Source organism: Janthinobacterium sp. FT14W (assembly GCF_009208755.1).
Classification (GTDB): domain Bacteria; phylum Pseudomonadota; class Gammaproteobacteria; order Burkholderiales; family Burkholderiaceae_D; genus Janthinobacterium; species Janthinobacterium violaceinigrum.
This window is the reverse complement of record NZ_WFLL01000044.1, coordinates 25,493-47,659: the sequence shown is the minus strand read 5'-3', so window position 1 is coordinate 47,659 and position 22,167 is coordinate 25,493. Positions and strand designations below refer to the sequence as shown.

The 22,167-nt window shown below is 64.0% G+C and carries 19 protein-coding genes; 10 read left to right on the top strand and 9 right to left on the bottom strand.

Features of this window, described 5'->3' with window-relative positions:
• Positions 1 to 1,647, bottom strand: a 1,647-nt coding sequence (locus GCN74_RS23255; protein WP_152258865.1) for a methyl-accepting chemotaxis protein, incomplete at its 3' end; no start/stop codon positions are given.
• A gap of 340 nt (positions 1,648 to 1,987) precedes the next feature.
• On the opposite strand from GCN74_RS23255, the gene GCN74_RS23250 reads away from it, so the two are divergent.
• From GCN74_RS23250 to GCN74_RS23220, 7 genes are all read left to right on the top strand, one after another.
• Entirely contained in the window at positions 1,988 to 2,923 is a 936-nt protein-coding gene (locus tag GCN74_RS23250) for a 5'-nucleotidase (protein WP_152258864.1), read from the top strand.
• 218 nt (positions 2,924 to 3,141) lie between these two features.
• Positions 3,142 to 6,585: a transcription-repair coupling factor gene (mfd, locus tag GCN74_RS23245; RefSeq protein ID WP_152258863.1), complete on the top strand. Its 3,444-nt coding sequence runs from the start codon at positions 3,142 to 3,144 to the stop codon at positions 6,583 to 6,585.
• Positions 6,586 to 6,640: 55 nt separating this feature from the next.
• Positions 6,641 to 7,483 carry a phosphoserine phosphatase SerB gene (gene serB, locus GCN74_RS23240; RefSeq protein WP_152258871.1) on the top strand — a complete coding sequence of 281 codons (843 nt, stop codon included), beginning with the start codon at positions 6,641 to 6,643 and terminating at the stop codon, positions 7,481 to 7,483.
• A 120-nt stretch (positions 7,484 to 7,603) separates the two neighbouring features.
• A complete protein-coding gene (locus tag GCN74_RS23235; RefSeq protein WP_152258862.1) occupies positions 7,604 to 8,332 on the top strand; it encodes a nucleotidyltransferase domain-containing protein in 729 nt (242 codons plus the stop codon).
• Positions 8,329 to 9,252, top strand: coding sequence for a TIGR04222 domain-containing membrane protein (locus GCN74_RS23230; RefSeq protein ID WP_152258861.1), 924 nt, complete (start codon positions 8,329 to 8,331; stop codon positions 9,250 to 9,252). The genes GCN74_RS23235 and GCN74_RS23230 overlap by 4 nt, the downstream gene beginning before the upstream one ends.
• Complete coding sequence (locus tag GCN74_RS23225) at positions 9,242 to 10,096, top strand: DUF692 domain-containing protein (protein ID WP_193317215.1); 855 nt, start codon at positions 9,242 to 9,244, stop codon at positions 10,094 to 10,096. The genes GCN74_RS23230 and GCN74_RS23225 overlap by 11 nt, the downstream gene beginning before the upstream one ends.
• Positions 10,093 to 10,368 carry a hypothetical protein gene (locus GCN74_RS23220; protein WP_152258859.1) on the top strand — a complete coding sequence of 92 codons (276 nt, stop codon included), beginning with the start codon at positions 10,093 to 10,095 and terminating at the stop codon, positions 10,366 to 10,368. The genes GCN74_RS23225 and GCN74_RS23220 overlap by 4 nt, the downstream gene beginning before the upstream one ends.
• Here GCN74_RS23220 and GCN74_RS23215 read toward each other — a convergent pair.
• Positions 10,363 to 12,264: a serine hydrolase domain-containing protein gene (locus GCN74_RS23215; RefSeq protein ID WP_193317214.1), complete on the bottom strand. Its 1,902-nt coding sequence runs from the start codon at positions 12,262 to 12,264 to the stop codon at positions 10,363 to 10,365. The two genes, GCN74_RS23220 and GCN74_RS23215, sit on opposite strands and share 6 nt — an antisense overlap.
• A gap of 85 nt (positions 12,265 to 12,349) precedes the next feature.
• On the opposite strand from GCN74_RS23215, the gene GCN74_RS23210 reads away from it, so the two are divergent.
• Entirely contained in the window at positions 12,350 to 12,712 is a 363-nt protein-coding gene (locus GCN74_RS23210) for a DUF4870 family protein (RefSeq protein ID WP_152258857.1), read from the top strand.
• A gap of 46 nt (positions 12,713 to 12,758) precedes the next feature.
• Here the strand turns inward: GCN74_RS23210 and GCN74_RS23205 are convergent, their stop codons facing one another.
• From GCN74_RS23205 to phaC, 4 genes are all read right to left on the bottom strand, one after another.
• Positions 12,759 to 13,925, bottom strand: a complete 1,167-nt coding sequence (locus tag GCN74_RS23205; protein WP_152258856.1) for a cystathionine beta-lyase — start codon at positions 13,923 to 13,925, stop codon at positions 12,759 to 12,761.
• Between the two features lie 208 nt (positions 13,926 to 14,133).
• On the bottom strand, positions 14,134 to 15,489 hold the full coding sequence (gene rimO / locus GCN74_RS23200) for a 30S ribosomal protein S12 methylthiotransferase RimO (protein WP_193317217.1): 1,356 nt from the start codon (positions 15,487 to 15,489) through the stop codon (positions 14,134 to 14,136).
• A gap of 192 nt (positions 15,490 to 15,681) precedes the next feature.
• Positions 15,682 to 16,245, bottom strand: a complete 564-nt coding sequence (gene phaR / locus GCN74_RS23195) for a polyhydroxyalkanoate synthesis repressor PhaR (protein ID WP_152258855.1) — start codon at positions 16,243 to 16,245, stop codon at positions 15,682 to 15,684.
• 225 nt (positions 16,246 to 16,470) lie between these two features.
• Positions 16,471 to 18,216, bottom strand: coding sequence for a class I poly(R)-hydroxyalkanoic acid synthase (phaC, locus tag GCN74_RS23190; RefSeq protein ID WP_193317213.1), 1,746 nt, complete (start codon positions 18,214 to 18,216; stop codon positions 16,471 to 16,473).
• Positions 18,217 to 18,298: 82 nt separating this feature from the next.
• On the opposite strand from phaC, the gene GCN74_RS23185 reads away from it, so the two are divergent.
• Positions 18,299 to 18,532 carry a hypothetical protein gene (locus GCN74_RS23185; RefSeq protein ID WP_226939182.1) on the top strand — a complete coding sequence of 78 codons (234 nt, stop codon included), beginning with the start codon at positions 18,299 to 18,301 and terminating at the stop codon, positions 18,530 to 18,532.
• 16 nt (positions 18,533 to 18,548) lie between these two features.
• On the opposite strand, the gene pgeF is transcribed toward GCN74_RS23185, so the two are convergent.
• Positions 18,549 to 19,334, bottom strand: coding sequence for a peptidoglycan editing factor PgeF (gene pgeF / locus GCN74_RS23180; protein ID WP_152258854.1), 786 nt, complete (start codon positions 19,332 to 19,334; stop codon positions 18,549 to 18,551).
• Entirely contained in the window at positions 19,334 to 20,359 is a 1,026-nt protein-coding gene (locus tag GCN74_RS23175) for an RluA family pseudouridine synthase (protein ID WP_152258853.1), read from the bottom strand. Before GCN74_RS23175 ends, pgeF begins: the two co-directional genes overlap by 1 nt.
• Before the next feature lie 89 nt (positions 20,360 to 20,448).
• Here GCN74_RS23175 and GCN74_RS23170 point away from each other — a divergent pair, with 89 nt between their 5' ends.
• Complete coding sequence (locus GCN74_RS23170; RefSeq protein ID WP_152258852.1) at positions 20,449 to 21,252, top strand: outer membrane protein assembly factor BamD; 804 nt, start codon at positions 20,449 to 20,451, stop codon at positions 21,250 to 21,252.
• A 133-nt stretch (positions 21,253 to 21,385) separates the two neighbouring features.
• Here the strand turns inward: GCN74_RS23170 and yaaA are convergent, their stop codons facing one another.
• Positions 21,386 to 22,156, bottom strand: coding sequence for a peroxide stress protein YaaA (gene yaaA, locus GCN74_RS23165; protein WP_152258851.1), 771 nt, complete (start codon positions 22,154 to 22,156; stop codon positions 21,386 to 21,388).
• Positions 22,157 to 22,167: the final 11 nt, after the last annotated feature.

The window sequence follows — 22,167 nt, the reverse complement described above, 5'->3', positions numbered from 1 at the left end:
CGCCACGGCGCGCGGCGCGGCCGGCTTTGCGCTCGCGTTTGCGCGCGCGGCGGTCGCCTGTGCGCCATCGAGCTTGAAGACGCTGACCACTTCGGCCAGCTGGCCCGATTGCTCCTGCAGGGATTCGGCCGCGGCGGCCGCCTCTTCCACCAGGGCCGCATTCTGCTGCGTCACCTGGTCCATCTGGCCGATGGCCTGGTTGATCTGGTCGATGCCCGAGCTTTGCTCCTGCGTCGCCAGGCTGATTTCCGCCATGATGTCCGTCACGCGCTGCACGCTGGAGACGATTTCGGCCATCGTGCTGCCCGCCTCGGCCACCAGCTTGCTGCCCGCGTCGACGGCCACCACGGAGTCGCCGATCAGGGTCTTGATTTCTTTCGCTGCGCCAGCGGATCTTTGGGCCAGATTGCGCACCTCGGTGGCCACCACGGCAAAGCCGCGCCCCTGCTCGCCCGCGCGCGCCGCTTCCACGGCCGCGTTCAGGGCCAGGATATTCGTCTGGAAGGCGATGCCGTCGATGACGGAAATGATGTCGACGATCTTGCGCGAGGAATCGTTGATGGCATCCATGGTCTCGACCACCTTGCCCACCACCTCGCCGCCCTTGACGGCGACGCCGGAAGCGCTCAGCGCCAGCTGGTTGGCCTGCTGGGCATTGTCGGCATTCTGCCGCACGGTGGACGTCAGCTCTTCCATCGACGACGCAGTCTCTTCCAGCGAACTGGCCTGCTCTTCCGTGCGCGAAGACAGGTCCAGGTTGCCGCTGGCGATCTGCGACGACGCCGTGGCGATCGTCTCCGTGCCGCCGCGCACCTGGCCGACGATGTTCACCAGGCTGGTGTTCATGTCCTTCAGCGCCTGCAGCAGCTGGCCCGTTTCTTCCGTCGTGTGCACCTCGATCCGGCTGGTCAGGTCGCCCGAGGCCACCGTCTGCGCCACTTTCACGGCCGAATTGATGGGCTGCGTGATGGCACGCGTGATGTAGGCGGCGCAGCCGATGCCCAGCGCCGATGCCAGCAAGCCCATGACCAGCATCAGGCTTTCCGAGCGCACGACGGCCGCGCTGCCATCCTTGACGCCGGCGTCGGCCACGCCGTTATTGAGCTTGATGATCTCGTTGAGCGTGGCTTCGGCCTTGCCGAACAGGCTGCGCGAATCCTGGTACTGCTTGTAGAAGGCCACGAACAGGGTCTTTTGCTGCTGCTCGTCGCGGTTGTCGGCCAGCTGGCGCAGGATGGCGCGCACCTTGTCGTCGTCGCCCTTCCAGGCCGCCCACTCTTCCAGGAAGCGCTTCCACAGCACGGCTTCCGCGGGCGTTTGCGGCAGCGGCTCGTACAGTTTGCGGCCCGCCTCGATATTGCTCCAGGCCTTGGTGCGCAGCTGCAGCGCTTCCGCGAACTTGTCCTGCGCCTGATAATTGTTTTCGTAGATGGCGGCCGTCAGGGTGGCGGCGGCAACGGCCGTCTGGCCCTCGCTCATCATCATCAGGCCCTGGATCGACGGCAGGCGCACCACGCCGATTTCATTGACGGCGTCGCCCACGGTGGCGATGCCCGAATAGCCGCAGATGCCGACGACCAGCAGGGCCGCCATCATCACGGCAACGAGCGTCGCCAACTTCCATTTGATCAGTAAATTCTTAAACATGGCTAGGTCCTTTATAAAGTCACGACGACTGCTGGCGAGGTTGGGGCTGGCATGTTCGAGTAAAACGGCTGACACTTGTATAAAGGCGGCGGGGATGGGGCAAACGCTTCGTTACAATTGGCTAGATTTTATAACTGGAAGCATAGTGGAAAAAGATGTTTCTGGCTGATACATACTTGATACAAAACAAGATTTATTTCTTTACTGTGGCGCGCCTTGCACAGCGCCATCCCCGAATGGGGAAATACCGCGCTTTGGGGCAAGAAATCCTGCCCTGCCCCTATTGGCTGCGCAGTTGATAGTCGTATAAGATGAGCAACAAGCTAACCACAGGCAGACCATGGCATATCCTATCGAACACAAACTGGTGATCGGGGTCGCTTCCAGCGCCCTGTTCGACCTGGCCGAATCGCACCAGGTCTACCTCGACAACGGCCCCGAGGAATACCGCAAGTATCAGGAAGCGCATATCGACACGGTACTGCCGCGCGGCGTGGCCTTCCCCTTCATCCGCCGTTTCCTGAACATCAACAAGCACTATCCACGCCAGTCGCCCGTGGAAGTGGTGCTATTTTCGCGCAACTCGCCGGAAACGGGCTTGCGCGTCATGCACAGCATCGCCCACTACGGCCTCGATATTTCGCGCGCGGCCTTCATGACGGGCCAGTCGCCGTATCCCTACCTGCCCGCCTTCAACGCCTCGCTCTTCCTCAGCGCGAACGAGGACGACGTGCGCAGCGCGCTGGCCTGCGACTATCCGGCCGGCCTGGTGCTGCCGTCGCGCACGGAAGACGACGAAAACGACGAAGAGCTGCGCGTGGCCTTCGATTTCGATGGCGTGATCGCGGACGACGAAGCGGAAACCGTGTTCAAGCGCAACAACGACGTCGATGAATTCCACGCCCATGAAACCCTGAACGTGGGCACGCCGCACCGCCCCGGCCCGCTGGCCGGCCTGTTCCAGAAGCTGGCCACCATGCAGCGCCTGGAAGAAAGGGCGCAGCGGCGCGACCCCGGCTATAAAAAGATCCTGCGCATCGCCATCATCACGGCGCGCAACGCGCCCTCGCACGAGCGCGTGGTGACGACCCTGAAAAGCTGGGGCGTGGCGGCCGACGAGACGTTTTTCCTGGGCGGCATGGACAAATCGCGCGTGCTGGCCGTGTTCAAGCCGCATATCTTCTTCGACGACCAACTGAGCCACCTGAAATCGGCGGGCGGCACCATCCCCATGGTCCACGTGCCGTTCGGCATCGCCAATGTCCGCGCAGGATAAAACCTGCTGCGCGTCGTGCTTTGCGGCCTGCGATGCTCACTGTGCTCAAGCACAGTTGCGCTTCTCGGCCACAAATCACTGCCGCTCGCGACGGTTTTCTCAAGCGCGGAGATATAAGTGATGGTCTATAATCCTGCCTGTCAGCGCCGTCACTGGCGGCGCGGCGCGCACCACAGCTGTCCCACTCAACTGCCTCTGCCACTAGTGTCATCGCCTGCATGTCCTTAGACTTAACAAAAGCCCTCCCCAAGCCCGGCAACCGCTACGCGCTGCCCGCCCTGTATGGTTCATCCGACGCCTATGCCCTGGCGCTGGCCGCTTTGGCCTTGAAAGCGCGGGGCCAGATGCTGGCCGTGGTGGTGGCGCAGGCCAGCGACGGCCAGCGCCTGCTCGATGAAATCCCGTGGTTCGGCGGCGCGCAGCTGCGCTGCCATCTGCTGCCGGACTGGGAAACCCTGCCCTACGACGCCTTTTCGCCGCACCAGGACCTGGTTTCCGAGCGCCTGGCCACCCTGCACGAAATCCAGACGCGCCAGTGCGACGTGCTGATCGTGCCGGCCACCACGGCGCTGGTGCGCCTGGCGCCGCCGTCCTTCCTGGCCGCCTACACCTTCTTCTTCAAGAAGGGCGAAAAGCTCGACGAGGCGCGATTGAAGTCGCAGCTGACCCTGGCCGGCTACAGCCATGTCTCGCAAGTGATGTCGCCCGGCGAATACTCGGTGCGCGGCGGCCTGCTCGACCTGTTCCCCATGGGTTCGGCCCTGCCCTACCGGCTCGACCTGTTCGGCGACACCATCGAGACCATCCGCACGTTCGACGCCGACACCCAGCGCTCGCTGTATCCCGTGCACGAGGTACGCTTGCTGCCGGGGCGCGAATTCCCCATGGACGAAGCGGCCCGCACCACGTTCCGCAACCGCTGGCGCGAACAGTTCGAAGGCGACCCATCGCGCTCCGTCGTCTACAAGGACATCAGCAGCGGCATCGCCTCGGCCGGCATCGAATACTATCTGCCCCTGTTCTTCGAACAGACGGCCACCCTGTTCGACTACCTGCCGCCCGACGCCTCGCTGGCCCTGGTGGGCGAGATCGACTCTGCCATCGGGCGCTTCTGGACCGACACGCAGTCGCGCTACCGCTTCCTGAAGGCGGACCGCGAGCGGCCGATTTTGCCGCCCGAATCGCTGTTCCTGTCGGACGAACAGTTCTTCGGCCTGGCCAAGCCGTATCCGCGCCTGGCGATCGCCAAGTCGAACGATGCGCTGGCGTCCGAACTGTCGGCGCCCGTGCCGAACATCGCCGTCAACCGCCGCGCCGACGATCCGCTGGCCAACCTGCGCAGCTACCTGCTGCAAGCGGGCCGCCGCGTGATGATCTGCGCCGAAACGAACGGCCGCCGCGAAACCCTGCAGCAGTACTTCACCGAATACGACCTGCAGCTGGCGCCCGTGGAAGGCTGCGACGGCTTTTTGCAATCAAGCGCCAAGCTGATGCTGGGCGTGGCGCCGCTGCATGCGGGCTTCGAACTGTTCACGCCGGAAGGCAATCTATCCTTCATCACGGAGACGGAGCTGTATGCCGGCTCCGGCCGCAGGGTCGGCACCAGGAAACAGGAAGGCGTGACGCAGGTCGAGTCGATGGTGCGCGACCTGTCGGAACTGAAGATCGGCGACCCCGTCGTGCACATCAACCACGGCATCGGGCGCTACATGGGCCTGACCAGCATGGACCTGGGCGAAGGCGAGACGGAATTCCTGCACCTGGAATACGCGAAGGACACCAAGCTGTACGTGCCCGTATCGCAGCTGCACGTCATTTCCCGCTATTCGGGCGCTTCGCCGGAAGACGCGCCGCTGCACTCGCTCGGTTCGGGCCAGTGGGAAAAAGCGAAAAAACGCGCGGCCGAACAGGTGCGCGACACGGCCGCCGAGCTGCTCAACCTGTATGCGCGCCGCGCGCTGCGCCAGGGCCACTCGTTCGAATTCTCGGCGCACGACTACCAGCGCTTCGCCGACAGCTTCGGCTTCGACGAAACGCCGGACCAGGCCGAGGCCATCCACAACGTCATCAAGGACATGACTTCCGGTAAGCCGATGGACCGCCTCGTGTGCGGCGACGTCGGCTTCGGCAAGACGGAAGTGGCCTTGCGCGCCGCCTTCATCGCCGTGATGGGCGGCAAGCAGGTGGCCATCCTGGCGCCCACCACCCTGCTGGCCGAGCAGCATGCGCAAACCTTTGCCGACCGCTTCGCCGACTGGCCCGTGCGCATCGCGGAATTGTCGCGCTTCCGCAGCGGCAAGGAGATCACGCAGGCGTTCAAGGGCATGGCCGACGGCACCATCGACATCGTCATCGGCACGCACAAGCTGCTGTCCGACGACGTGAAGTTTACCCGCCTGGGCCTGGTCATCATCGACGAGGAACACCGGTTCGGCGTGCGCCAGAAGGAAGCGCTGAAAGCCCTGCGCGCGGAAGTGGACGTGCTGACCCTGACGGCCACGCCCATCCCCCGCACCCTGGGCATGGCGCTGGAGGGCCTGCGCGACTTTTCCATCATCGCCACGGCGCCGCAAAAGCGCCTGGCCATCAAGACGTTCGTGCGCAGCGAAGGCGAAGCCATCATCCGCGAAGCCTGCCTGCGCGAACTCAAACGGGGCGGCCAGATCTACTTCCTGCACAACGAGGTGGAAACCATCGAGAACCGCCTGGCGATGCTGACGGAACTGCTGCCCGAAGCCCGCATCGCCGTGGCGCACGGCCAGATGCACGAGCGCGACCTGGAAAAGGTCATGCGCGACTTCGTCGCCCAGCGCTTCAATATTTTGCTGTGCACGACGATCATCGAGACGGGCATCGACGTGCCGACGGCGAACACCATCATCATGCACCGCGCCGACAAGTTCGGCCTGGCGCAGCTGCACCAGCTGCGCGGCCGGGTCGGACGCTCGCATCACCAGGCCTACGCCTACCTGCTGGTGCACGACGTGCAGGGCTTGACGAAACTGGCGCAGCGCCGCCTGGACGCCATCCAGCAGATGGAAGAACTGGGCAGCGGCTTTTACCTGGCCATGCACGACCTGGAAATCCGCGGCGCCGGCGAGGTGCTGGGCGAGAGCCAGTCGGGCGAGATGACGGAAATCGGCTTCCAGCTGTATTCGGACATGCTGAACGAAGCCGTGCGCTCGCTCAAGGCGGGCAAGGAGCCGGACCTGGCCGCGCCGCTGGCCTCGACGACGGAAATCAACCTGCACGTGCCGGCCCTGCTGCCGGCGGATTTTTGCGGCGACGTGCACGAGCGCCTGTCGATCTACAAGCGCCTGGCCAACTGCGCCACGCAGGACAAGATCGACGATATCCAGGAAGAGCTGATCGACCGCTTCGGCAAGCTGCCCGACGCCGTCAAGGCCCTGGTCGAGACGCACCGCCTGCGCATCGCGGCAAAGACCGTGGGCATCGTCAAGATCGACGTGCATGGCGAGGCGGCGACCCTGCAATTCATGGCCAAGCCGCCCATCGACCCCATGCGCATCATCGGCTTGATCCAGAAGAACCGCCATATCAAGCTGCATGGCCAGGACAAGCTGAAGATCACGGCCGCCATGCCGGACCTGGCCGCGCGCGTGACGCAGATCAAGACCACCATCAAGCAATTGACGGTTTAGACTATTCCTATCATTTATGCAGGGCTGACCCATGACCAATACCAAGACCATCACCATGAATCTGATCCTGCAGGGCCTCGACGGCGATAGCGCCCGCCTCGAGCGCATCGCCGCGCTGGCCGCGCCCACGTCCATCACGCACCTGGGCCCGAACGCCGTACGCTGCGAGAAGATCGCCTACTCGCCCGCGCTGCGCCCCACCATCGAAGTGGCGGCCCAGGCGGCGCAGCTGGATGTCACCTACATGATGGGCCAGCGCGAACTCAGCGAGTTCAAGCTGGTGGCGATGGACATGGATTCGACCCTGATCACCATCGAGTGCATCGATGAAATCGCCGACATGCAGGGCTTGAAGCCGCAGGTGGCGGCCGTCACGGAAGCGGCCATGCGGGGCGAACTCGATTTCAGCTCCAGCCTGAAACAGCGCGTGGCCCTGCTCGAAGGCCTCGATGCGTCGGCCCTGCAGCGCGTCTACGATGAACGATTAAAACTGTCGCCGGGCGCGGAAGCCATGCTGGCGGCCGTGCAGAAGGCGGGCCTGAAAACCCTGCTGGTGTCGGGCGGCTTCACCTTCTTCACGCAGCGCCTGAAGGAGCGCCTGGGCCTCGACTACACGCATGCGAACGAACTGGAAATCGTCGACGGCAAGCTGACGGGCAAAGTGTTGGGGGGCATCGTCGACGCCGAGGAAAAACAGCGCACCGTGGAAAGAGTGTGCGCGGAACTGGGCATTTCCCCGTCCGAAGCCATCGTCATGGGCGACGGCGCCAACGACCTGAAAATGATGGGCATCGCCGGCCTGTCCGTGGCCTTCCGCGCCAAGCCCGTGGTGCGCTCGCAGGCGGACGTGGCGCTGAACTTCGTGGGACTCGATGGCTTGCTGAACGTACTGGCATGATTTGATGCGGGCCTGAGCCAGCAGCATCCGGCGGCATCCGGCGGCGCGCGCACGATCGCATATTTTTGCTATATTGCAAACTTGTGATCGTCCCGCCAGCCCATCGTGAAAGAACACCGCATGCCGCCACCGCTGCCCGAAGAAATACAACGCCACCTGGAGGTGTTTGTCGCCGCCGCGTACAACACGTTTGGCCCTGACCTGGTCGCCGCCGTGCTGTTTGGCTCGGCCGCCGACGGCCAGGTGCGCGCCACCTCCGACGTCAACCTGCTGCTCCTGCTCAAGCGCTTCACGCCGCCCGCGGCCGATGCGCTGCGCGGGCCATTGCGCCTGGCGCATGCCGCCATCGACCTGCAGGTGATGTTCCTGCTCGAAGGCGAATTGGCGCAGGCCGCCGACGCCTTCGCCGTCAAGTTCGCCGACATCATCGCGCGCCACAAGGTGCTGCATGGCGTTGACCCTTTTGCCAGCCTGCGCACGAACCGCGACGCCGTGCTGCGGCGCCTGCGGCAAGTGCTGCTGAACCAGCAGCTGCGCATGCGTGAACGGTATCTGCTCTTGAGCCTGAACGAAGAACAGCTGGCCGGCGCCATCGCCGACGCGGCCGGCCCGTTGCGCTCGGCAGCAGCGTCGCTGGCGCAGCTGGAAGGCCGGGCGCCGCAGCCGGGCAAGCAGGCGCTCGAAGCGTTTGTCGACCAGCTGGGCGAACCGGCCCTGCACGCGGCCTTGCAAGCCATGTCGGCGGCGCGCGAAACGGCGCGCCTGGCGCCGGGGCAGGCCCTGCCCGCCTTTACGGGCTTGATGGCGATTACCGAACGCTTGCGCGAGCACGCGGAGCAGATGCGGTGAACGGCCCCAATCCGTTCGACTGGAGCGGGCCGTGGTTCCTGCTCGCCTACCTGCTCTTCGGCGTACTCGTGCTGTATCTGGCGCGCGAGCTGCTGATCCGCCAGGAATTGCGCAATCCCCACGCCCAGCTGTCGCTGGCCGACGATCCCTACCGCATCGCCTTCCTGCGCGGCGGCGCCGTCGAGGCGGTGAAGATCGCCGCCATCGTGCTGGTCGACCGCGGCTTGCTGCGCGCCGACGGCCCCTTGCTGGAAACGGCCAGCGCCGACAGCCTGCGCTTCGCCAGCCATGACATCGAACGCGACGTGCTGCGGCTGTACCTGGGCCGCCAGGGCCACAGCAAGGAACTGGCCGTGCAGGCCGAGATGCTGCCCTCGTGCCGCGCCTACCTGGAGACCCTGACGCAGCAGGAACTGCTGGTCGGCCCGCCGCTGCTGCGCCGGCGCGAACGCATCACGTGGACCGCGCACTGGCTGCTGCTGACGGTGGCCGCCGCCAAGGCCGTCATCGCCATCAGCCGCCAGCACTACAACCTGCTGTTCCTGGCGCTGCTGCTGGCGATATTCCTGCTCGTGCTGCGCGGCTTGCGCAAGCGGCGGTCCAGCTGGAGCGCGCAGCGGCTGCTGACCGACCTGCGCATGCTGTTCGGCCGGCTGAACATGCGTTCGTCGCGCCTGCAGGCGGGCGGCAACAGCGCCGACATGGCCCTGCTGGCGGCCATCTTCGGCCTCGGCGCCCTGCCGCCGTCGGTGTACGCGTATGTCGCCCAGCTGTACCCGGCGCCCCGGCACAACACGGGCAGCGACTCGTCGTCCGGCAGCACGGGCGACTCGGGCGGCGGCTCGTCGGGCGATGGCGGCGGCTCTTCCTGCGGCAGCGGCTGCGGCGGCTGCGGCGGTGGCGGCGGCTGTGGCAGCTGACAAGGGGGCCGCGCGCGACCGCGTGGGCCTGGGCTGGCGCGGCGAGCTGGCTGCCGGCATCCTGTCGAACCTGGCGCACATCGATGTGCTGGAAGTGATCGCCGACGATTATTACCACGCCCCGCGCGCCGGCATCGCCGCCTTGTGCAGCCTGGCGCGCCAGGTGCCGGTGAGCCTGCACGGCGTCGGCATGGGCTTGGCGTCGACGATTCCCGCCGATCCGCGCCGCCTGCATGCGATGGCGCGCCTGATGCAGACGGTGCAAGCGGAATCGTGGTCCGAGCACCTGAGTTTCGTGCGCGCGGGCGGCGTCGAAATCGGCCACCTGGCAGCGCCGCCGCGCACGCCGCACAGCGCCGCCGGCGCCATCGCCAATATCGGGCTGGCCACGCGCCTTGTCGGCAGCGCGCCCCTGATGGAAAACATCGCCACCCTGGTCCAGCCGCCGGCCAGCACGCTGGACGAAGCCGCATGGCTGACGCGCATCCTCGACGGCGCGCAGGTGCCGCTGCTGCTGGACCTGCACAACCTGTATGCGAACGCCGTCAATTTCGGCGAGGCGCCGGAGCAACTGCTGCTGCGGCTGCCCCTGGACAGGGTGGGCGCCGTGCACCTGAGCGGCGGCCACTGGGTCGATGCGCCGGGCGGCGGCCAGCGCCTGCTGGACGACCACCTGCACGACGTGCCGCCCGCCGTCTTCGATTTACTGACCTTGCTGGCGCGCCATGCGCCCCAGCCCTTGACGGTGATCGTCGAACGCGACGGCAATTACCCGTCGTTCGGGCATGTGCTGGACCAGCTGGAACGGGCGCGCGCGGCCTTGCGCGCGGGGCGGCGCGCATGAGCTCTCCCGCACTGGAAACCTACCTGGCCAGGCTGTACACGGACGATGCCCTGCGTGCCGCCTTCCTGCTGGCGCCCCGTGCGCAAGCCTTGCTGCATGGCTTGTCGCCGCAGGAAGCGGATGCGATGGCGGCGCTGGACTGCATCGGCCTGCAGATGGCGGCGGCCAGCTACCGCGCCAAGCGCGCCGCGCACGGCAAGAAGGCCGGGCCGGCGCGACGCGGGTGGCGCCGGCTGCTGCCGGCCTGGCTCCGGCGCTCTACAGGACTATAACTGCCACAGCCGCAGCGGCAGCAAGCCCCACCAGGCCAGCACCAGCAGCAGCTGCAAGGCCGCCAGCAAGGCCACCCAGTCCCATTTCGCCAGCGAGCCCGCCCCGGCCGCCGTGCCCCGGCTGCGCCAGCAGCGGGCCAGGCCGAACGCCATGGCCAGCGGCAGCGCGCCCGTCGCCAGCGCCAGCAGCACGCTGGCGCTGGTGACGTCGCCCAGGCGCAGATAGGACTGGAAGTAAAAGAATGGCGCGGGCAGGAGCAGCGCCAGCATCGACAGCAGGGGCGCGAACAGATGGTCGCCCCGCGCCAGGCTGCGCCGCGCGGCGCGCCACGCGCCCACCAGCAGCACGTACAGCAAGCCCGCCGCGCCCAGGGCCAGGCTGCCCCACAGCACCAGCATGCGCAGCATCGACGCGCGCTCATAGCTGCGCAAACCGTCGCTGAGGATATGCTTGCCATCTTCCTGCAGCAGCACGTGCGACGGCGCGCTGCGGTCGCTGGCGCGGAACAGCAGGCCGCCCACCGGTTCCAGTTCCTTCGGCTCGCCCTGGAACGGGATCAGGAACAGCGATTCGCCATCCCATTTCAGGCGCGTGAAGCCGAAGACGGCATCGACCCAGGCCATGCTGGCCATGGAGCTGGGCGACGGCACGTAGACGCCCTGCCAGTTTTCCACCGTGGGCGCGGGCGTGCCGTGCGGGGCCGGCGCGCGCAAGGGCAGTTCCAGGTCGCGCAGCAGCAGGCGGTTGAAGCGTTCATAGTCGGCGGCTTCCGCATCCGTATTGAAGGCCACGAAGAAGGCGCTGTCCTGCTCCGGGTAGATGCACAGCATGGCGCGAAAACCCACGGCCGTGCCAGGGTGGCAAGCGCCCACCACGTTGTGGCGGTCGCGCACGGCCAGGGCCAGGCCATGGCCCGTTTCCAGGCCCGCCTGCGCCGCATCGGTGCCGGCCGGCTCGGACAAGGCGCCCATCAGCGCCAGGTCGATGAAGCGCTGGCCCTGCAGCTTGCCGTCGCCCATCAGGAACTGCGCCAGCTTGCCCATGTCGGCCGCCGTGGTGGTAAATTGCGCGGCAGGACGCAAATACTGGGGCACGGCCGCCTGCGCCACGCCATGCTCGAAGTGGCCCATGGCCAGGCGCGGGTCCGCAGGCGGGCCCGCCTGCGCGCTCAGTTGCGGGCTCGTTTGCGTGCTCATTTGCGTAACGAAGGCAAACGTGCTGTCCGCCATGCCCAGCGGCTGCAGCAGCTGCGCATCGAGGTAGCGTTCATATGGCTGGCCCGTGACCTTCTCGATCACCATGCCCAGCAAGCCATAGCCCATGTTGGAATACGCATAGCGGCTGCCGGGACGCGCGCGCACGCGCAGCAGGTTGCGGCCGCCGTCAAAAGCGTCGGCCAGCGGCGTGTCCGGCGCGGGGTCCAGGCTGAACGCCTGCCAGAAACGCACGTTGTCGAGGCCGGACGTATGCGCCAGCAGGTGGCGGATGCGCACGGGGTCGCTGGCCTGCCACGGGTTCTTCAGCGCCAGTTCCGGCAATACCTGCTGCAAGGGCGTGTCGAGCGTGAGCCGGTCTTCGCTGATCAGGCGCAGGACGCCCAGCGCCAGCGCCACCTTGCCCACGGAACCCACTTGCACGCGCGTGTCCGCCTGCATGGGTATTTGCTTGGCGGCATCGCGCACACCGGCGGCGCCCGTGCGCACTGTGCCATCGGGAAAGACTTCACTCCAGACGGCGCCCGCCAGGCCCTCTTCCTTCAAGCCGGCGGCAAACTCCGTCGCCAGGGGGGCGCCCGCGGCATGGGCCGCCGTGGCGCACAGCAGCAAGGCCGGCAAGGCGCGGCGCAGCCATGCGCCGGCGCGCGCGGCCAAGGTGGGATAGCGATCTCGTTTCAACAATGTATTCTGCCTTTTTCATGGACTGCGCCCCTGCGCCGCTTTGCTTGTTACAATTAAAAATTGAGCAACGACGGGAGCTTTCATGTCACAAGAGATTATTTTGGATACCCAACTCCAGCAGACCAGGAACCTGGCCTGGTGGTTGTACCTGATACATGGCGCCAGCTTTGTGTTTTCGCTGGGCGCGTTTTCCTTCATTCCGCTCATCATCAATTATGTCAAGCGGGACGAGGCGGCCGGGACCTTCGTGTACAGCCATCACAGCTGGATGATCCGTTCCTTCTGGTGGTATGTGGCCTGGATCGTCGTCGGCGCCATCCTGTGGATCACGCTGATCGGCATTCCGCTGGCCCTCGTCGTGTGGGGCGTGGCCTGGCTGTGGAAAGCCTACCGCTTGCTGCGCGGCTTCCTCGACCTGAACAATAACAAACCCGTGCCCATGTAAGGTTGACGTTGCGTGCGGGCAAGCCTTTGCGCTGACCCGCACACCCCTACATCGCCGCGAACGCCCGTTCGATATCGGCGATCAGATCCTGCGGATCTTCCAGTCCCACGTTCAGGCGCACCAGCTGGCCCGGCAGCTTCCAGCCCTTGCGCATGGCGGCGATGCGGTACGGCATCACCAGGCTGTTCGCGCCACCCCAGCTGTAGCCAATCTTGAACAACTGCAAGGCATCGACGAAGCGGTCCGTCTGCTGCTCCGTATAGCGGGCGTCGAACAGCACGGAAAACAGGCCGCCCGCACCCGTGAAATCGCGCTGCCAGATGGCGTGGCCCGGGCAATCTTCGAAAGCGGGATGCAACACCGTGGCGATCTCGCTGCGCTCCTTGAGCCAGGCGGCCACCGTGCGCGCGCCCGCGTCGTGGGCGTCGAAGCGCAGCTTCATGGTGGGCAAGCCGCGCAGCACCAGGTAGGCGTCATCGGCCCCCACGCCCATGCCCAGACGCATGTGCGCCTGTGCCAGGCGCTCGTGCAGCGCCCGCTCGCGCGTGATCAGGGCGCCCATCAGCACGTCCGAGCCGCCCGACTGGTATTTCGTCAGCGCCTGCATGATGAGGTCCACGCCCAGCTCGAAACCGCGCAGGGCCAGGCCCGCCGACCAGGTGTTGTCGAGGGCCACCAGCACGCCGCGCGCATGGGCGGCCGCGCAGATGGCGGGCAAGTCCGGCACTTCCATGGTCACGGAACCGGGCGCTTCCGTCCAGATGAGTTTGGTATTTGGCTGGATCAGGGCCGCGATGCCGGCGCCGATCAGCGGGTCGTAATAGCGGGCCGTGATGCCGAAATCCTGCGACAGCCAGCGTCCCAGTTCGCGGTTCGGGTTGTAGATGTTTTCCGGCAGCAAGACATCATCGCCCGTCTTCAGCAGGGCAAAGTCGACCATGGCGATGGCCGCCAGGCCTGACGGCGCCAGCAGGCAGTGCGTGCCCCCTTCGATCTCGGCCAGCCGCGCTTCCAGGGTGAACGTGGTGGGCGTGCCATGCAGGCCGTACGTGTAGGCATTCTTCTCTTTCCAGTCGCCCGAGCGCATGGCCGCCACGTCCTTGAACAGCACGGTGGACGCATGGTGGATGGCGTTGGGAAAGGCGGCAAAGCCTTGCGGGGCCTGGTAATCGCTGTGGATCAGCGCCGTCTGGGGGGATTTGATAGTGGTCATGGCGTCGTCGGCAAATAAAAAGGCGGGCCAGTCTGAGCTGGTCCGCCTTGATTGTAAGGGCTTTACGCCCCGTACGCCGTACGTATGACAGAGTGTTACACCTTCCCAGATATCATCTTCACCGCGTAAAAACGTTCAGGCCAAGGCGCGCTGCCGCAGGCAGTACTTGCTGTACGACAAGGCAGCGCAACGCCGGCATGGACGTTGTTTACTCCGCAGCGCCCCACAGGTCATGCGCATCGGCCGAGGTGATGGTCACGTCGACGAACTGGCCCACGGCCAGCTTGCGGTGCGGTTCGAACGGCGGTTTCACGTAGACGACGCCATCGATTTCCGGCGCGTCGGCGGACGAGCGGCCCACGCCGCCGGAGCGGGTGACTTCATCGATGAGCACGCGCACGGTCTTGCCGACCTTGGCTTGCAGGCGCTTGCGGGAAATTTCTTCCTGCAGCAGCATGACGCGGCCGCGGCGCTCTTCGCGCACTTCTTCCGGCACGGGGTTGGCGATTTCGTTGGCCGTCGCACCTTCCACGGGCGAATACGCGAAGCAGCCCAGGCGGTCGATCTGCGCTTCCTTGAGGAAGTCCAGCAAGTACTCGAATTCCGCTTCTGTTTCGCCAGGGAAACCGGCGATGAAGGTCGAGCGGATGGTCAGGTCCGGGTTGATGGCGCGCCAGGCCTGGATGCGGTCCAGGTTTTTCTCGCCGCTGGCCGGACGCTTCATGCGCTTCAGCACGTCAGGGTGCGCGTGCTGCATGGGAATGTCCAGGTATGGCAGGATGTGGCCGCCGCTCATCATCGGAATGATCTGGTCCACGTGCGGGTACGGGTACACATAGTGCAGGCGCACCCAGGCGCCGTAGGACTTGGCCAGCTCGCCCAGCGCTTCCGTCAGCTGCGTCATGTGCGTCTTGACGGGACGGCCATTCCAGAAGCCGGAACGGAATTTCACGTCCACGCCATACGCCGACGTGTCTTGCGAAATGACCAGCAATTCCTTGACGCCGGACTTGAACAGGTTTTCCGCTTCCATCATCAACTCGCCGATCGGGCGCGACACGAGGTCGCCGCGCATGGACGGGATGATGCAGAAACTGCAACGGTGGTTGCAGCCTTCGGAAATTTTCAGGTAGGCATAGTGCTTCGGCGTCAGCTTGACGCCTTGCGGCGGCAGCAGGTCGAGGAAAGGCGCATGCGGCTTCGGCAGGTGCAAGTGCACGGAATCCATCACTTCGGCCAGCGCGTGCGGGCCCGTAACAGACAACACTTTCGGGTGCACCTTCATGATGATGTCGTCGCCGGCAGCATCTTTCTTGGCGCCCAGGCAGCCGGTGACGATCACTTTGCCGTTTTCAGCCAGCGCTTCGCCGATGGCGTCGAGCGACTCTTGCACGGCGGCATCGATAAAACCGCAGGTATTGACGATCACCAGATCGGCGCCAGCGTAGGATTTCGCCGTTTCGTAGCCTTCGGCGCGCAGTTGGGTCAGGATTTGTTCCGAGTCGACCAGCGCTTTCGGGCAGCCGAGCGAGACAAAGCCCACTTTCGGCGCCGCACCTGGCATGGCCAGCATGGCCTCTGGCTTGGCGGAAGGAACGGGAATACGGTGAATTTCAGACATAGTTGGCAGCTAGTAAAATGGTGAGGCGAATCGGCTATTGTACCCCGAGCCGCCCCTTGCTGGCAGAACTATGCTGATTTGATGACGCCAATACAACTCCCGGGCGCGAAATGGCCCGCGAGCGTCTGGCATCGCTTACTTTTTGTCCGTCGGCGGCACCGGCGGCACAAACGGGAAGGTGCCGAACAGATTCTTGCTCTGGTTCTGCATCTGTTCCTGCATCTGCACGAACAGGCTCTTGCTCTGGTCGATGTAGTTGTTCATCATGCCTTGCATCATCGGGCCCTGGACATTCATGAACTGGGTCCACATTTCCGGGCTGAATGGCTTGCCTTCGAAACTGCCGGCCGACGTGCCCGTGAATTTGTGCTGGATATCGGTGAACGCCTGCACGTTCTTTTCCAGGTAGGACCCCATCATGCCCTGCATGGCATGGCCATAGTAGCGGATGATCTGCGACAACACACCGCTCGAGAACATGGGCGCGCCATTCGCTTCCTCTTCCAGAATGATTTGCAGCAAAATGCTGCGCGTCAAATCTTCATTGGATTTGGCATCGACGACGGTAAACACTTCATTGTCCAACACCAGCTGCTTGACGTCCGTCAAGGTGATGTAGGAACTGGTTTGCGTGTCGTACAGACGGCGGTTGGGGTATTTTTTAATCAGGCGGTCCATACTTTTTTTTGCACTACTCATCACAAGTTCCACTTATTGCGCCGCAGCGCGTACAGAGTTAATCCGAAAAAAAAGCGAACGTCGGTCCGCTTTCGCACCTGCCTACTTTTTCCATTATAGAGTGGAAAACGGCTCTATTGCACATCAGGGTAGTAGATTCCCGCATTTATTGCAACGCAACTAAAAGTAAGTTCTTGGCAAGACCGGAGATTACGCCGGCCTTGCCTGGCGAGCAGCTTTTATAAACTAGTCTGCCCTGACTTTAACATACCGCCCCGGCGCGGGCTCGATTGCCGCGTGGCGCTTGTTGCCCGGCTTGCCCGGCGCCTTCACCTGGGCGCCGCCATGTTCGGCCAGGAAGGCCGCCCATTCGGGCCACCAGCTGCCCGCGTGCTCCGTCGCGCCGTCCATCCATTGCTCGGCCGTCAAGGGCTTGGCTTTCGCCGCGCGTGCGCCTTTGCCTGCGTCATTGCTCCAGTAACTGCGCTTTTTCTTCGACGCGGGGTTGATCACGCCGGCGATGTGGCCCGACGCACCCAGGATGAAGCGGTTGGCTTTCGGTTTTTTCGGATTCAGCAAGGCCGTGCTGGCATACGCCGCGCCCCAGGGCACGATATGGTCTTCGCGCGAACCGTAGATGAAGGCGGGCGCGTCGATGCTGCTCAGGTCGACCTTTTCGCCGGCCACCGTCAGCTTGCCCGGCACTTTCAGGCTGTTTTCCAGGTAGGTATTGCGCAGATACCAGCAGAACATGGGGCCCGGCAAGCCCGTGCCGTCGCCATTCCAGTACAGCAAGTCGAACGCGGGCGGTTCCTTGCCCTTCAGGTAGTTCGACTGCACGTAATTCCATACGAGGTCGTTCGGCCGCAGGCTGGAGAACGTGCTGCCCAGGTCGCGGCCCGACATCAGCCCCCCCTTGGCCAGGGTCTGCTCGCGCAGCGCCACTTGCGGCTCGTCGATAAAGACGTCGAGCGCGCCCGTGTCGCAGAAATCGAGGAAGGTGGTCAGCAGGGTCAGGCTGGCGGCCGGATTCTCGCCCCGCGCCTTGAGCACGGCCAGCGCCGTCGAAACGATGGTGCCGCCCACGCAAAAGCCGAACATATTGAGCTTGTCCTGGCCGGAAATGTCCTGCGTGACCTTGATGGCTTCGATCACGCCTTGCTCGACATAATCGTCCCACGTCAGATGCTGCATGCTCATGTCCGGATTGCGCCAGGACATCAGGAACACGGTATTGCCCTGCTCTATCGCATAGCGCACGAGCGAGTTTTCCGGCTGCAAGTCAAGGATATAGAATTTATTGATGCACGGCGGCACCATCAGCAGCGGCCGCTGGTGTACCGTGGCCGTCGCCGGCGTGTACTGGAGCAGCTGGAACAGGGCGTTTTCAAACACCACGGTGCCCGGCGTGGTGGCCACGTTGCGGCCCACTTCGAAAGCCGATTCGTCGGACTGCGAGATGCGGCCCTTGCCCATGTCGGCCAGCATATTGCTCAAGCCCTTGGCCAGGCTCTCGCCCTTGGTTTCAATCAGGGTTTGCTGGGCGTCGGGATTGGTGGCGAGGAAGTTGGCGGGCGACATGGCGTCGACGATTTGCTGCACGGCAAACGCAATCTTTTGCTTCTGGTGCGGCGTCGCCTCCACGGCATCGGCCATGGCGCTGAGGAATTCCGCGTTCAGCAGGTAGGCTGCCGCATTGAAGGCCGACAGGGGGCTGGCGTGCCAGGCGGGCGCGGCGAAGCGGCGGTCTTTCAGTTCCGGTGTCTTGCCGGCCATAAAGTCAACCCACAAGCCCGTCAGCTTGGCCACGTAGGCATTTTTCAGTTGCTCGATCGCTTCCGGCTTGATGCTGGCGCCCGCATCCTGCAAAATGCCGGCAATCGGATTGCCGGCGGGCTGCGGTACCATGTTGAACCACGTCTTCCACTGCTCAGGATTGCTGATCTGCGCCATCCATTCCTTGGTCATCATTTGAGGATCGGGCATATTCATAGCTATATAAATCCATTCAAGAATTAATAAATAATTACTTCTGGGCCACCTGCATGCAAACTTTTACTCACTGCCACCACTCATGATGCTCATGACCGCTGTTGCCTGGATCTACGTCGTCGGCCTCATGGCGCTGACGGAACCGTCCATCGTCGCCGGGGTGATGACCTTCGTGCTGTACTGCGTCATCCCCCTGTCCATCCTATTCTATCTGACGGGCTCGCGGCGACGCAAACGCCAGGCCCAGCGTATCGCAGACATGCAAGCCCGCGCGCATGCCTCAGCAGACGATAAAACAAAAACGGCAGACACATAAGTGCCTGCCGTGCAGATTATTTGCGCCAGATCAAGCTGGCCTGTCTTCCCGTAATGCCATCGCGCCGGTAGGAGTAAAACTGCGCCGCATCGCTGACGGTGCAGTATTCCCCGCCCGCCACCTGCGCCACGCCATCGCGCAGCAGCATGGTGCGCGCCAGGCCGTAGATATCGGCCAGGTACTTGCCCGGCTTGCCAGCGATGGCGGTGAACGCGGCGGACAGCACTTGCCGCTCGGCATCATCGCGCGCGCCGTCTTGAAACGCCTGCAGCACGTCGTGCCCCACCTCGAATTGCTGCGGACCAATGGCCGGCCCCAGCCAGGCGAGGATATCCGTCGCGCCCTGCGCCCGCATCGATGCCAGCGTGCGCTGCAAGACGCCGTTGGCCAGGCCCCGCCAGCCCGCGTGGGCCGCGCCGACGACCAGGCCGTCGCTTGAACTGAACAGCACGGGCAGGCAATCGGCCGTCATCACCACGCACACGGCGCCCGCCTGCGTGGCGATGCTGGCATCGGCATCGGGCACGCACCCGTCCAGCTTGCCGGCATCGGCCACGGCCACGCCATGCACCTGCGACAGCCAGGCCGGCTGCGACGGCAGCATGGCGGCCAGGCGCGCGCGGTTGGCCGCCACGTGCGCGGGGTCGTCGCCCACGTGCGTACCCAGGTTCAAGCCGCCGCCGCCCTGCCCGTCACCATATGCTGCCTGGCTGACGCCGCCCGCGCGCCCGGTCGCCAGCGCGCCCACGTTGGCGGGCAAGCCGGGCCAATGGGGAATCAGGCAAGACAACGGTGCCGTCATCAGGCTTGTTCCGGCTCGGGAATACCGGCGGTGGCGATCAATTCCGCGAAGTCGTCGGCCAGCGGCACGATCCACTCGCACGCTTCCAGGGTGGCCGGATGCACGAGGCCCAGGCGGCGCGCCTGCAGCGCCTGGCGCGAGAACACGGACACCAGGTGCTGCTTGCCATATACATAGTCGCCGACCAGCGCAAAGCCCAGATGCTGCATGTGCACGCGGATCTGGTGCGTGCGGCCAGTTTCCAGGCGACATTGCATCAGGCTCACGGGACGGCGGTCGAGTTCGCCGCTGCCGATCAATTCATAGTGCGTGATGGCGGGCTTGGCCGTGAAGTTTTCCGAGACGGCCATCTTGACCCGGTCGCGCGGGTGGCGCGCGATCGACGCATCGATGGTGCCCGCCGCCTTCGGCGTGCCCCACACGAGGGCGAAATATTCGCGCTTGACGGTGCGCGCCTGCAGCTGGCGCACCAGGTCCGTTTGCGAAGCGAGGGTCTTGCCGACCACCATCAGGCCGCTGGTATCCTTGTCCAGGCGGTGCACGATGCCGGCGCGCGGCACGCCGGCCAGTTGCGGGCAGTGGTGCAGCAGGCCGTTGAGCAGGGTGCCCGACCAGTTGCCGGGGCCCGGATGCACGACCAGTCCGGCCGGTTTGTTGATCACGATGATATGCTCATCTTCGTGCACGATGTTCAATTCCATCGCTTCCGGCTTAAAAGCCTCGTCTTCCGGCGCGCTTTGCGGCAGAATGACGATCTTCTCGTCGCCATAGGCGGTCATGTTGCGTTTGGCAACTTTTCCGTCCACGGTCACGAAACCGGCTTCCAGCCACAATTGCAAGCGGCTGCGCGAGTATTGCGGCACCAGCTTGGAGATGACTTTATCGAGGCGGTGGCCGCAGGCGTCCGGCGTCAGTTCCAATGTAATCGGGGCCATTTCCTCGAAGACGTCGTCGGCGGCAAAATCGCCGTCAAACGCCTCTTCGGCAGCATGGTCAGAAAGGGAGTCAAACGCGGGGTCAGCCAAATTAGGCTTCGGAGTTAATATCACAGCATTCCCATCGGCTATAATCAGCCTATTGTAAAATCTTGGTTAAAACCTTCTTGCAAAACGTCATGCAAAAAAAATTATCGTTGGTAGTCGCTTCAGTCGTTCTGCTCGGCATGTCCGCTTGCAGCTTGTTGCCTGAAAAAGTGGATGAGACCAAAAACTGGTCCGTTACGAAATTATACTCGGAGGCGCGTGAAGAAATGGCCGGGCAGCACTATGAAGCTGCAATCGGCCTGTTCCAGAAGCTGGAGGCTAACTATCCTTTCGGCAACTATGCTCTGCAAGCGCAGATGGAGATCGCTTACGCGTATTATAAGTCGGGAGACCAGGCTCAGGCATTGGCCGCCGTCGAACGCTTCATCAAGTTGCATCCGAACCACGCCAATGTGGACTATATGTACTACTTGCGGGGCTTGATCAGCTTTAACGACCAGATCAGCTTCCTGAACTTCCTGTACGAGCAAGACCCGACCGAGCGCGATCCGAAAGCCACGCGCGAAGCGTTTGCCGCCTTCAAGCAACTGGTCGACAAGTTCCCAAATAGCAAGTACGCGCCCGATTCGCTGGCCCGCATGAACTATCTGATCGATGCGATGGCGAAATACGAAGTCCACGTGGCCCGCTATTACTACCGCCGCGGCGCCTACCTGGCCGCTGCCAACCGCGCGCAAACGACGATCAGCGACTTTGCCGCCTCGCCTGCCATCGAAGAAGCGCTGTTCATCATGTACCGCTCGTATGACAAGCTGGGCTTGACCGACTTGCGCGACGACGCTTTGCGCGTGCTGACCAAGAACTACCCGAACACGGCATTCCTCAGCCCGGAAGGGGTGAACAAGGAACGCAAGTGGTGGAAATTCTGGCAGTAAGTAAGCTGCAATAAAAAACCGGGCTAGCCCGGTTTTTTTTCTTGCTTCAACCCCAAAAGCAAGGACCGGGGTCATACCCTCAGGGTACGACCCCGGCTTTTGCAACGAGGAGGCTTTACCGATTCATGCGCGCTTATTCGCCCACTTTGCGTCTAAATACCCAGCTGGTATCGTTCGACGCTTCCGGCACGAAACCGTAGCCGTCGACGTCGAACTGCTTCAGCTGTTCCGGGTCGCGGATGGCGTTGACGGCCGCATAGCGGGCCAGCATGCCGCGCGCGCGCTTGGCGTAGAACGAGATGATCTTATACTTGCCGTTCTTCCAGTCCTCGAACACGGGCGCGATGACGGGCACGTCCAGCTGGCGCGGCTTGACAGATTTGAAATATTCTTCGGATGCAAGATTGACCAGCACCTTCGCGCCCTGCTCCCTGGCCGTGCGGTTCAGGCCATTGGTGATGGTGTCGCCCCAGAACGCATACAGATCCTTGCCGCGCGCCGTCGACAAACGCGTGCCCATTTCCAGGCGGTGCGGATGGATCAGGTCCAGCGGACGCAGCAAGCCGTACAGGCCCGACAGGATGCGCACGCGCGACTGGGCATAGTCGAGCTGGGACGGCTGCAGGCTGCGCGCCTCGAAACCGGCATACACGTCGCCGTTGAAGGCCATGATGGCCTGGCGCGCTTCGGCCAGTTTGGGAGTCCAGGACGCGTAGCGGGCCACGTTGAGGGCGGACAAGGCGTCGGAAATGCCCATCAGGCTACCCACTTCGGCCGGCGAAAACTGGCGCATGCGCTCGATCAGCTGGGCGGAATGGTCGAGAAAATCGGGGGTGCTGTGCAAGGAAGTGGTTGGCGGCGTCTCCAGGTCGAGACTCTTGGCGGGCGAAAGCACGATCAACATAAATTATCACT